Raw genomic sequence first — 11,850 nt, 5'->3', positions numbered from 1 at the left:
CGGCCGGTGACGACACCGACCGGGCGGTCGGGCCCACTCTCACAGACTCGCAGAACGTCGATGAATTGCAGCTAGTGGAACAGTATTTGGAACTATCTGCGATCTCTGCTCGACTAATGAGGAGCTGTTTTGATCAGCGGGCGGATCGTACCCTTACGGAGGGGTTCATGGGGGGCAGGGTTACACGATTGGCACGGGTCGTGCCAGTGGTGCTCGGCGTGGCGTTCGGTGTGTCGTTGCTGGCCCCGGCGACACCGGCCGCCGCGCACAACTCGCTGACCGGCAGCAATCCGCGCGACGGTGCCCGGGTGGCCACCGCGCCCGCCCGGGTCGAGCTTCGGTTCCTGGCCAAGCCGGCCCCCGCTACGACGAAGATCACAATAACCGGGCCGGACAATGTGGTCGCCGGCGGGCGGCCGACCTTCGACGGCAGTCGGGTGCGCGTGCCCTTCACGCCCGGCGCGGCGGGGCTCTACATCGTCGGTTACCAACTCGCGTCCAACGACGGCCACCCGATCAAGGGCGAGGTCCGGTTCACCCTCACCACCGGCACGGCCGCCGACCCGTCCGCCTCGCCGTCGGCCGGCGGCGCCGCTCCGACTGGCTCGCCCTCGGCCGGCGGCGCCGCTCCGACCGGCTCGCCCTCGGCCGGGCCTTCGGCAGTCGACCCGTCCTCCGTCGGGCCGTCGCCGGCAACGGCGGGCAGCTCGACGGCGTCCGCTGTGCCGGCGGCCTCGGAGCGGTCCGACTCCGGCGGCCGCTGGTGGCTCGGGGCGCTCGGCGGCCTGGTGCTGCTCGCTGCTCTCGCCGCCGGCCTGCTGTTCCGCCGCAGGAGCCGTTCGCACTGATCAGGCCGCACTGATCAGGCCGCATTGATCAGGCGCACTGATCACCCGATCGTCGCAGCCCGGGTGGGCGGGGTGTTCGCGCCCCCTTTGCTCTGCTTCAACGGACGCAACACCCGGCGTCCGATATCCGGACACCAGGTGTTGCGTGGGTTGAAGCAGAGCAAAGGAGGCGACGCACAGGTACGCCGCCGGCCCACGGCCGGTCGGGTTGTCAGACCAGGCGCAGCCGGGCCGCACGCATCCGGGTCAGGGTGCGCTCGCGACCGAGCACCTCCAGCGACTCGAACAGCGGCAGGCCGACGGTGCGGCCGGTGACCGCGACCCGGACGGGCGCCTGCGTCTTGCCGAGCTTGAGGCCGCGCTCGGCGCCGACCGCCTCCAGCGTCGACTTCAGCGACTCGGCGTCCCACGGCTCCAGCGCCTCGAACGCCGCGATGGCGGCGTCCAGCAGGTCGGCGGAACCGTCCTTCATCGTCTTGGTCCAGGCCGCCTCGTCGATCAGCGGCGAGGCCAGGAACAGGAAGTCGACGTTCGGCACGATCTCGCTGAGTACGGCGAGCCGGGTCTGCGCCAGCGGTGCGACGGCGGCGAAGGCGTCGGCGTCGAACTCCTCCGGCTGCCACGGCGGCGGCGCGATGGTCCCGGTGCCGGTCAGCCACGGCTGGCAGGCGTCGACGAACTCGGACACCGGCAGCGCGCGAATGTACTCGCCGTTGAAGGCGCGCAGCTTCTTCTCGTCGAAGAACGCGGGGGAGGGGTTGACCTCCTCCAGCCGGAACTCGTCCTCGATGACCGACCAGGGAACGATCTCCCGGTCGCCGGACGGCGCCCAGCCGAGCAGCATCAGGTAGTTGCGCATCGCGCCGGCGAGGTAGCCCTCGTCCCGGTACGCCTCCAGGGCGACCTTGTCGCGGCGCTTGGAGAGCTTCTGCCGCTTCTCGTTGACCACGACCGGCACGTGCGCCCAGACCGGCGGCTTGACCCCGAGGGCGTCCCAGAGCAGCTGCTGCTTGGGGGTGTTGGGCAGGTGCTCCTCGGCCCGGATCACGTGGGTGATCCCCATGGTCATGTCGTCGACGACGTTGGCGAGCAGGAAGACCGGCGAGCCGTCACCGCGGGCGATGACGAAGTCCTCGATGAGCTTGTTCTCGAAGGTGGGCTCGCCGCGGATCAGGTCCACCACGACGGTCAGGCCCTCGTCGGGCGTACGGAAGCGCAGCGCGTGCCCCGGCCCCGGCCCGAGGCCGAGGTCGCGGTGGTAGCCGTCGTAGCCCTGGTACTGCGAGCCGGTGCGGGCCTGCACGTCCTCGCGGGTGCAGTCGCAGTAGTAGGCCCGACCCGACTCGTAGAGCCGGGTGGCGGCGGCGCGGTGCTCGCCGGCGTTCGCGGACTGGAAGTAGGGCCCCTCGTAGCTGCCCCGGGAGATGCCGATCCAGTCCAGCGCGGAGAGGATGCCCTCGGTCCACTCGGGCTTGTTGCGCGCCGCGTCGGTGTCCTCGATGCGCAGCACGAACACCCCGCCCTGCTGCTTGGCGTAGATCCAGTTCTGCAGCGCCGAGCGGGCGCCGCCGACGTGGAACATACCGGTCGGGGAGGGGGCGAATCGCACACGTACCGTCACGCCCCCAGCCTACGGCGGCACGCGAGGGGATTCCCTCAGGCCCCCTGACTCACGGGACCGAGCGGATCTTGACGACCAGCGCGCTGCCGACCAGGGTGACCGCGGCGGTGACCGCGTAGAGCGTCGGATAGCCGCCCAGGTGGACGACGAGCGGGGCGGAGAGCGCCGGGCCGAGCACCTGCGGCGCCGAGTTGGCAATGTTGATCACGCCCAGGTCCTTGGCGCGGTCGGTGGCCCGGGGCAGCACCTGGGTGATCAGCGCGGCGTCCACCGAGAGGTAGACGCCGTAGCCGGCGCCGAGCAGCAGGGCGGCGACTATCGCCATCGGCCAGACCGGCGCGATGGCGAGCAGCAACGCCGCCACCGCCATGATCAGGCCGGAGACGATCACGTAGATCTTGCGTCGCCCGGAGCGGTCCGACAGCCGACCGGCGACCACAGCGGTCAGCATCATTCCGAGCGTGTAGAGCAGGATCAGCACCAGCAGGCCGCCCTCGGGGTCGGGGTGGCGCACCCCGTCGGTGAGGAAGTACAGCAGGTAGAGGGTGCCCAGCGCGTTGCCGAGCTGGACCAGGAAGCGGGTGATCCACGCCCAGGCGAAGTCCGGGTGCCGGCGCGGGCTGATCCACATCGAGGCGAACAGCGCGCGCGCCCGCAGTACCGGCCGATGTTCGCGGGGCAGTCGGTCGTCGGGGGTGAGCAGCGCGAACGGCAGCGACAGCACCAGGATGGCCACCGCGATGGCCAGGTAGCCGGCGGAGTTGCCGGTGACGACGGCGGTGACCAGCACCGCGCCGAGGACCAGCCCGAGCGCCTGCGGGATGCCCACCCAGCCGGAGACCGCGCCGCGCTGCACCACCGGAACCCGGTCCGGGATGGCGGCGGTGAGGCTGGCCAGCATCGCGTTGAAGCAGACCTGGGCCGCTACCCAACCGACGGCGACCCCGAGGATGGTCCGCTGCTGGGCGAGCAGCACCAGCGCCGCTGCGCCGAGCACCGCACCGCCGGCGGTCCAGACGTGCCGACGGCCGAACTCCCGGCCGAGGATCCGCAGGCAGGTCCGGTCCGACAGCGCGCCCGCCAGGGGGTTGGCCAGCACCGCGGCCAACGCGCCCAGGCCGGTGACCACTGCCAGCATGGTCTCCTTGTCGCCGGGCGCGATCCGCTCGATCTGCTGCGGCAGCAGCACCTGGATCGGGGTGAAGAACGCCATCCACACGCCGAGGTTGGCCGCGAAGACCAGACCGATCCAGCCGCGTCGCACCGGCACTGTCGGTTCGGCGAGCGCCGCCGGCAGCGACGCCGGCGTGGGGTCGAGGGTGGTCACCGCGCCGACCCGTCCCGGGAGGCCGCGAGCACGTCCCGCAACCAGGTGTACGACGACTTCGGCGTACGCCGCTGGGTGGCGTAGTCGACGTGCACCAGACCGAAGCGCTTGGTGAACCCCTCGGCCCACTCCCAGTTGTCCAGCAGCGACCAGACGAAGTACCCGCGCACGTCCACCCCGTCGTCGATGGCGGCCCGGAGCGCCCGCAGGTGCCCGTCCAGGTACGCGATCCGGTCCGGGTCCGCCACCTGCCCGTGCGCGTCCGGCACGTCGTCGTACGCGCAGCCGCTCTCGGTGATCTCGATGGGCGGCAGCGCGTCGCCGTACGTGTCGCGGAGCCAGCCGAGCAGGTCGCGCAGTCCGTCGGGGGCGACCGGCCAGTCGAAGGCGGTACGCGGGTAGCCGTCCAGAGGCACCAGGTCGAACGGCAGAGGCGAGCCCTCCTCGGCGGCCCGTACACCTGTGGGGTTGTAGTAGTTGACCCCCAGCACGTCGATCGGCGCGGCGATGGTCTCCAGGTCGCCGGGGTGGACCACGCCCGGGTCGAGGCCCGGCATCTCGGGGTAGCCGCGGCCGAGCAGCGGGTCGGTGAAGAGCCGGTTGTGCAGCGCCTCGTACGCGGCCCCGGCGGCCCGGTCGGCGTCGCTGTCGCCGAGCACCCGCACCGGGGAGTAGTTGTTGGCGATCGCCACCGGGCTGGCGCTGTTGGCGCGCAGCGCGGCGACCGCGAGCCCGTGCCCGAGCAGTTGGTGGTGGGCGACGGGGAAGGCGTCGAAGAGCAGCATCTGGCCGGGGGCGTGCACGCCCATGCCGTAGCCGAGGCTCATGTGGATGAACGGCTCGTTGAGCGTGATCCACAGTCGGACGCGGTCACCGAGGCGGGCGGCGGTGAGGTCGGCGTACTCGGCGAAGCGGGCTGCGGTGTCGCGGTTGAGCCAGCCGCCGGCGTCCTCGAGGGGTTGGGGCAGGTCCCAGTGGTACAGGGTGGCCACCGGGTCGATGCCGGCGGCCAGCAGGTCGTCGACCAGGCGGTCGTAGAAGTCCAGGCCGGCGGCGTTGGCCACGCCGCTGCCGCCGGGTTGCACCCGGGGCCAGGCGATGGAGAACCGGTACGCGTCGACGCCCAGCCCGGCCAGCAGCGCCACGTCCTCGGTGTGCCGGTGGTAGTGGTCGCAGGCGACCGCGCCGCTGCTGCCGTCGCTGATCCGCCCGGGGGAGTGGGCGAAGGTGTCCCAGATGGACGGTCCGCGTCCGTCGGCCGTGGCGGCGCCCTCGATCTGGTGGGCGGACGTGGAGACACCCCAGCGGAAGCCGGCGGGGAACTCGGGCATCGGTGCGGTAGACATGCGCCCTCCCGGTCAACGTGAAACGTGTTCGGGACTCTAGGGCGCTGTCGATGAATGCGCCATAGGCCGGGTTGGCGCAATCCGCAATGGTTGATCGGCGTGTCTTTTTCCCAACCCGTCCGTGTAAGTCCGATTTAGCGCATAGAGTGCCGATATCGTGGGATGTCCTCACTGGAGGAAAGACGGAAATGATCCTCGTGGAACGCAGTGCGCACGTGGCGGCGCCGGTGGAAGTGGTCTGGGACGTCGTACAGCGGGCCGAGCAGTTACCGGCCTGGCTGGCGGGGGTCCGCGCGGCCGAAGTGCTCTCCGGAGAGGGCTTCGGGCGGCGGCAACTGGTCCAGGCGGGGCGCGGCTCGGCGCATGAGGCCGAGGTGATCGCCTATCAGGAGCCGACACTGATCGGCTGGCGGGAACGGGCCAAGGGCGCCGGTGCCCGTGCGGAGGCGCGCACCGAGATCTACGTCCAGCTCACCGAGGACGAGGACGAGGGCGGGACGATCGTGCGGCTCATCGTGGTCCGCTGGCCGGCCGGCCCGGTCAAGGCGGCCCTGCTGCGTCTGGGCCTGCGCCGGGTCGGCGCCGACCTGGAGGACTCGCTCGCCCGGCTCACCGACCTGGCCGCTGTCGGCTGACGAGCGCGTCCGCTCCCGGCGTCACCCGCCCCCCGGCGGTGGTCCCGGGCCTCCGCCAGGGGCCCCGGAGCGCCGCCGCTCCCTTCTCACCCGCCGTCCGCCCGGTCGGTCGGGGCGGGGAGCGAGGGTGCGGGTGCACCAAGAAGGGCCCGGCGCGGGTGCGCCGGGCCCTTTCTCGATCGTGCTGGATCAGCTGTCGCCACCGGTCTCGCCGACCGGGGCGGCGTTGACGTCGTCGATCGCGTACTTCTTGGCGGCCTCGGCCGGCACGGTGGCCGGCACCGCGCCGCTGCGGGCGAGCTGCCGCAGCGTGGCCACCACGATCGACTCGGCGTCGACGTGGAAGTGCCGGCGCAACGCGTGCCGGGTGTCCGACATCCCGAAGCCGTCGGTGCCCAGCGACGTGTAGTCGCCGGGTACCCAGCGGGCGATCAGATCCGGTACGGCGCGCATCCAGTCGCTGACCGCGACCTTCGGCCCGTCCGCGTCGGCAAGCTTCTGCGCGATGTACGGCACCTTGGCCTCGGCGCCCGGGTTGAGCAGGTTGTACTCCTCGGTCTCCACCGCGTCGCGACGCAGCTCGGTCCAGGAGGTCACCGACCAGACGTCGGCGGCCACCCCCCAGTCCTGGGCGAGCAGCTGCTGGGCCTTGAGCGCCCACTGCATGCCCGTGCCGGAGGCGAGGACGTTGGCCTTCGGGCCGTCGACCTGCGGCGCCGGGGAGTAGCGGTAGATGCCCTTGAGCAGGCCCTCCACGTCCACCCCGGCCGGCTCGGCCGGCTGGAGGATCGGCTCGTTGTAGACCGTCAGGTAGTAGAAGACGTTCTCCTGCGCGTCCCCGTACATCCGGTGCAGACCGGCTTCCATGATGTGCGCGATCTCGAAGGAGAACGCCGGGTCGTACGCGACCACCGCCGGGTTGGTGGCGGCGAGCAGCAGCGAGTGGCCGTCCTCGTGCTGGAGGCCCTCACCGTTGAGCGTGGTCCGACCGGCGGTCGCGCCGAGCAGGAAGCCCCGCGCCATCTGGTCGGCAGCCGCCCACAGCCCGTCGGCGGTCCGCTGGAACCCGAACATCGAGTAGAAGATGTACATCGGGATCATCGGCTCGTCGTGGGTGGCGTACGCCGAACCCGCGGCGGTGAACGAGGCGACCGAACCGGCCTCGTTGATGCCCTCGTGCAGGATCTGCCCGGTCGTCGACTCCTTGTACGACAGGAACAGCTCCCGGTCGACAGAGGTGTAGCGCTGCCCGTGCGGCGAGTAGATCTTCGCGGTCGGGAAGATCGAGTCGAGGCCGAAGGTGCGGGCCTCGTCCGGGATGATCGGCACCCAGCGCTTGCCGAACTCCTTGTCCTTCATGATGTCCTTGAGCAGGCGGACGAAGGCCATCGTGGTGGCCACCTTCTGCTTGCCCGAGCCGCGCTTGACGTCGGCGAACCGCTCCGGACCGGGGATGGCCAGCCGCTTGGTGCTGGTCCGCCGCGACGGCAGGTAGCCGCCGAGCTGCTCGCGGCGCTCCTTCAGGTACGCCAGCTCCTCGGACTTCTCACCCGGGTGGTAGTACGGCGGCAGGTAGGGGTTGTCCTCCAGCGCCTTGTCCGGGATGTCCAGGTAGAGCCGGTCGCGGAAGGTCTTCAGGTCCTCAAGCGTCAGCTTCTTCATCTGGTGGGTCGCGTTGCGGCCCTCGAAGTGCGATCCGAGCGTCCAGCCCTTGATCGTCTTCGCCAGGATGACAGTCGGCTGACCGGTGTGCTCCGTGGCCGCCTTGTAGGCCGCGTAGAGCTTGCGGTAGTCGTGCCCACCCCGCTTGAGGTTCCAGATCTCGTCGTCGCTCAGCGGCTCGACCATCTTGCGGGTCCGGGCGTCCCGGCCGAAGAAGTGCTCCCGCACGTACGCGCCGGACTCCGCCTTGTAGGTCTGGTAGTCACCGTCGGTCGTGGTGTTCATGAGGTTGACCAGCGCGCCGTCGGTGTCCGCGGCGAGCAGCGGGTCCCACTCACGGCCCCAGACCACCTTGATCACGTTCCAGCCGGCGCCCCGGAAGAACGACTCCAGCTCCTGCATGACCTTGCCGTTGCCCCGGACCGGGCCGTCCAGCCGCTGGAGGTTGCAGTTGATCACGAAGGTGAGGTTGTCCAGCTCCTCGCGGGCGGCCACACCGATCGCGCCAAGCGTCTCCGGCTCGTCCATCTCGCCGTCGCCGAGGAACGCCCACACGTGCTGCTGCGAGGTGTCCTTGATGCCGCGGTGCTGCAGGTACCTGTTGAACCGGGCCTGGTAGATCGCGTTCAGACCGCCGAGGCCCATCGAGACGGTGGGGAACTCCCAGAAGTCCGACATCAGCCGCGGGTGCGGGTACGACGGCAGCCCGCCGCCCGGGTGCGACAGCTCCTGGCGGAACCCGTCGAGCTGGTGCTCGCTGAGCCGCCCCTCCAGGAACGCCCGCGCGTACATGCCGGGGGACGCGTGACCCTGGTAGTAGATCTGGTCGCCGCCGCCGGGGTGGTTCTTGCCCCGGAAGAAGTGGTTGAAGCCCACCTCGTAGAGCGACGCCGAGCTGGCGAAGGTGGAGATGTGCCCGCCGACGCCGATCTCCGGGCGCTGCGCCCGGTGCACGAGCATCGCGGCGTTCCACCGGACGTACGCCCGGATGCGCCGCTCGACGTGCTCGTCACCCGGGAACCAGGGTTCCTGCTCCGGCGGGATGGTGTTGATGTAGTCGGTGGTGGTCAGGGGCGGAACCCCGACCTGGCGCTCGCGGGCCCGCTCCAGCAGGCGCAGCATGACGTAGCGGGCACGTTTGGCGCCGCGCTCGTCGATGACACCGTCAAGCGACTCGACCCATTCGCTTGTCTCTTCAGGGTCGATGTCCGGAAGCTGGCTCGGTAGGCCGTCGCTGATCACCGGGCGCTTGCGTTCCGTAGCCACAGGCGTTCCCTCGGTTGTGTGTGGGATAGGTCTCTAGCGCCATCCTGCCCCCTGGTGGCACCCGTCGTCACGTCTAGGTCCCCCGGACGCGATGCTGAACACAGGTACCCGCCGGTAACTTAGCGCGACGGCAGTTCTTTCCCCAGGCGCGGAGGACCCCGGGCCGCTGCGGCAGAATGCGACGTATGCGCAGTGACGTGATCACCGTCCAGACCGGGTCCCGGCCGGCCGTCCGGGACATCACCGCCGAGGCCCAGAGCTTCGTCTCCGGCGAGGGAGACGGCCTGCTGCATGTCTTCGTGCCGCACGCCACCGCCGGCCTGGCGATCATCGAGACCGGATCGGGCTCCGACGACGACCTGCTCACCGCCATCGACGCGCTGCTGCCCACCGACAGCCGCTGGCGGCACCGGCACGGCTCGCCCGGCCACGGCCGCGACCACGTGTTGCCGGCCTTCGTCCCGCCGTACGCGACGCTGCCGGTGCTCGACGGACGGCTCGCCCTGGGCACCTGGCAGTCGATCTGCCTGGTCGACACCAACGGCGACAATCCCACCCGCCAGGTCCGCTTCTCCTTCCTCCCCGCCTGACCCCGCTCCCGCCCGCGGGTCGGGCTCAGGCGGGCCTGGGTCCGGGCGCCGAGGCGGACGCGGTGAGTTCGGCGAGGAACGCCTCCATCGCCGGGCGCAGCGGTCCCGTGCCCCGGCCCCGGGTCACCGCGAAGATCCGCCGCTCGGTCACCGGGTCGGTGAGCGGCTCGACGTGCACGGTTGACGGCACCCCACGCAGCGCCATCTCCGGAACGAGTGCCGCGCCGAGACCCGCACCGACGAGGTCGAGCGTCAGCGCGAAGTCGACGGCCCGGTGGCGGATGTCCGGCTCGAATCCGGCCAGTCGGCAGGCGTGCAGCGTGGAGTGCAGGCAGGGAGTGCCCTCCGCGCTGGCCACCCATCGCGCGTCGCGCAGGTCGTCGAGCCGACCCGATCGGCTGCCCCAGCCGGCCGGCGTGATCAGGTGCATCGGGTCACTGGCGATCGGCCGTCGATCCAGGTCGGGCGGGAGTGGCGTCGGGACGTGGTCGTACTCCTGAAGCACGATCACATCGAGCCTGCCCGAGCGGAGGTCGAGTCGGCTCTGCTGGTCCTCCGCCTCGAAGACGCGCACGTCCAGGTCCGGATGCCGGGCGATCGCCCGCGCGGCGGCCGGCGCGACCAGGGCTCCCGCCGCCGAGGGGAAGGCTCCCACCCGTACGGTGCCGCTGACGTCGCGCCGCAGCGCCGCGAGTCCCGCCCCGGCCTGCTCGACCGCGCTGATGATCTGCTTCGCATGGTCGGCGAGCACGTGGCCGGCCGGGGTGAGCACGACCCCTCGGCCGGACCGTTCGACCAGCTCGCAGCCGGCCTCGCGGGCGAGCTGACCGAGCTGCTGGGAGACCGCGGACGGGGTCACGTGCAGGGACGAGGCCGCTGCGGTGATCCCGCCGCGCAGGGCCACCTCGTACAGCACGCGGAGCCGTCGTACGTCGAGGTCCATGAAGTGAAGCTACAGGATTGCTGAAGAACTATGAACTTGTGCTAATAGGTGACGCCTCGCAGAGTCGACCTCATGAGAATGTCGCACCGGCTCCAGGCGATCCTGGTCGCCGCCATCTGGGGCGTGAACTTCGTGGTCATCGAGATAGGCCTGCGGGACGTGCCGCCGCTGGTGCTGACCGCGCTGCGGTTCGTCGTCGTCGCCGTACCGCTGGTCTTCCTCGTGCCCCGACCGACCGCCCGGGCGCGCTACGTCGTCGCCTACGGCCTGGTCCTCGGGGTGCTGAAGTTCGGGATGCTGTTCAGCGCGATGGCCCTGGGCATGGGCGCCGGCCTCGCCTCCCTGGTGCTTCAGGCGCAGGCCCTGGCGTCGGTGGTGCTCGCCGCGCTGCTCCTGCGGGAGCGCCCTGCCCGGCGGCAGATCGCCGGTGTGCTGGTCGGCTCGGCCGGCATCGGCGTGCTCGCGGTCTCCGGCGGTGGGCACACCACTGCGATCGGCTTCGCGTTCACCCTCTTCGCCGCCGCGAGCTGGGCCGTCGCGAACGTCGTGGTGCGCGCCAGCGGCGAAACCCGGCCGATCTCCCTGCTCGTCTGGTCCAGTCTGGTGCCGCCGCTGCCGCTGTTCGGGCTGGCCGCCGTCATCGACGGCCCGCAGGTGGTGCTCGACTCGCTGCTCGGCCTCTCCTGGCGCGCCCTGGCGGCGGTCGGGTACGTCGCCTACGTCTCGACCCTGGTCGGGTTCGGGCTCTGGAACCATCTCATCGGCCGCTACTCGGTCGCCCGGGTCGCGCCGTTCAGCCTGCTCGTGCCGGTCTTCGGGCTCACCGCGTCGTGGCTGTTCCTGCACGAGCGGATGACCGGCGGCGAGGTGCTGGCCGCCCTGATCGTGCTGGTCGGGCTCGCGCTCGTGGTCGGCGGCTCACGCCCGTCGGCTGAGCCGGCCGACCAGGCGCGACCGGCCAGCACCAAGATCCGCACTAGGTCGGAGAAACTGCTGCCGCGACGCGCGTTGAAGCAGCAACAGCGCTGACGTTTGCGCGGATCTTGGCGCGTAGGCAGCCGGCGCGCGTGCGTACGATGTGGCGGTGACGCAGGAGGCAGGTGCCGCAGCAGGTCGACCGGTGGACCGGGCCGACCTCGCGGCCGACGTGGTGCGCCGGCTGGCCCACGTGACCGCCGCGCTGCGCCACCGGCAGGATTCCGTGTTCGCCGAGCTGGGGCTCACGCCGGCGGCCGCCCGGGCGCTGCACGAGCTGGACCCGGACCGCCCGTCGCCGGCCCGCGACCTGGCCGAGCGGTTGGGCTGCGACCGCTCGAACGTCACGGCGCTCGTCGACAAGCTGGAGCAGGCCGGGCTTGTCGAGCGCCGCACCGACCCGGCCGACCGCCGGCAGAAGACGTTGGTGGTGACCGGTCCGGGCCGGGGCGTACGGGCCGGGGTGGTCGAGGTGATGTCCGACTCCCGACTCCTGGCCGCGCTGAGCGACGAGGAGCTGCGCACCCTTCGTGACCTGGTGTGGAAGGTGTCCGACGACGGCTGCCCGGAGCAGTGCGACACGCGGTGAGTCCGCGCTCCGCAGCCGTGTCCCACTGGGCGACCAGGGCTTGCGTCG

At 71.2% G+C, this 11,850-nt stretch carries 10 protein-coding genes; 5 read left to right on the top strand and 5 right to left on the bottom strand.

Going from position 1 to position 11,850, the window contains the following annotated elements:
• Nucleotides 1–188: 188 nt before the first annotated feature.
• The gene (locus MILUP08_RS26465) at nt 189–848 is read left to right on the top strand and encodes a copper resistance CopC family protein (RefSeq protein WP_237747194.1); all 660 of its coding nucleotides are present in this window, start codon (nt 189–191) and stop codon (nt 846–848) included.
• 211 nt (nt 849–1,059) lie between these two features.
• Here MILUP08_RS26465 and gltX read toward each other — a convergent pair whose 3' ends face one another.
• From gltX to MILUP08_RS26450, 3 genes are read right to left on the bottom strand one after another with little or no spacing between them, the layout of a single operon-like run.
• Entirely contained in the window at nt 1,060–2,469 is a 1,410-nt protein-coding gene (gltX, locus tag MILUP08_RS26460) for a glutamate--tRNA ligase (RefSeq protein ID WP_007463500.1), read from the bottom strand.
• Between the two features lie 49 nt (nt 2,470–2,518).
• The gene (locus MILUP08_RS26455) at nt 2,519–3,796 is read right to left on the bottom strand and encodes an MFS transporter (protein WP_007463499.1); all 1,278 of its coding nucleotides are present in this window, start codon (nt 3,794–3,796) and stop codon (nt 2,519–2,521) included.
• A complete protein-coding gene (locus tag MILUP08_RS26450) occupies nt 3,793–5,142 on the bottom strand; it encodes a GH1 family beta-glucosidase (protein WP_007463498.1) in 1,350 nt (449 codons plus the stop codon). Before MILUP08_RS26450 ends, MILUP08_RS26455 begins: the two co-directional genes overlap by 4 nt.
• A 188-nt stretch (nt 5,143–5,330) precedes the next feature.
• On the opposite strand from MILUP08_RS26450, the gene MILUP08_RS26445 reads away from it, so the two are divergent.
• A complete protein-coding gene (locus tag MILUP08_RS26445) occupies nt 5,331–5,777 on the top strand; it encodes an SRPBCC family protein (RefSeq protein ID WP_007463496.1) in 447 nt (148 codons plus the stop codon).
• A gap of 189 nt (nt 5,778–5,966) precedes the next feature.
• On the opposite strand, the gene aceE is transcribed toward MILUP08_RS26445, so the two are convergent.
• On the bottom strand, nt 5,967–8,705 hold the full coding sequence (aceE, locus tag MILUP08_RS26440; RefSeq protein WP_007463495.1) for a pyruvate dehydrogenase (acetyl-transferring), homodimeric type: 2,739 nt from the start codon (nt 8,703–8,705) through the stop codon (nt 5,967–5,969).
• 185 nt (nt 8,706–8,890) lie between these two features.
• On the opposite strand from aceE, the gene MILUP08_RS26435 reads away from it, so the two are divergent.
• Nucleotides 8,891–9,295: a YjbQ family protein gene (locus MILUP08_RS26435; protein ID WP_007463493.1), complete on the top strand. Its 405-nt coding sequence runs from the start codon at nt 8,891–8,893 to the stop codon at nt 9,293–9,295.
• A gap of 25 nt (nt 9,296–9,320) precedes the next feature.
• Here the strand turns inward: MILUP08_RS26435 and MILUP08_RS26430 are convergent, their stop codons facing one another.
• Nucleotides 9,321–10,238 carry a LysR family transcriptional regulator gene (locus tag MILUP08_RS26430; RefSeq protein ID WP_007463491.1) on the bottom strand — a complete coding sequence of 306 codons (918 nt, stop codon included), beginning with the start codon at nt 10,236–10,238 and terminating at the stop codon, nt 9,321–9,323.
• Nucleotides 10,239–10,310: 72 nt separating this feature from the next.
• Here MILUP08_RS26430 and MILUP08_RS26425 point away from each other — a divergent pair, with 72 nt between their 5' ends.
• Nucleotides 10,311–11,267, top strand: a complete 957-nt coding sequence (locus tag MILUP08_RS26425; RefSeq protein ID WP_007463489.1) for an EamA family transporter — start codon at nt 10,311–10,313, stop codon at nt 11,265–11,267.
• A gap of 55 nt (nt 11,268–11,322) precedes the next feature.
• A complete protein-coding gene (locus MILUP08_RS26420; protein ID WP_051066061.1) occupies nt 11,323–11,802 on the top strand; it encodes a MarR family winged helix-turn-helix transcriptional regulator in 480 nt (159 codons plus the stop codon).
• Nucleotides 11,803–11,850: the final 48 nt, after the last annotated feature.

Source organism: Micromonospora lupini str. Lupac 08 (assembly GCF_000297395.2).
In the GTDB taxonomy this organism is placed as follows: domain Bacteria; phylum Actinomycetota; class Actinomycetes; order Mycobacteriales; family Micromonosporaceae; genus Micromonospora; species Micromonospora lupini.
Note: the sequence above shows the minus strand (reverse complement) of the source record. Positions and strands in the feature narration are given on the sequence as shown.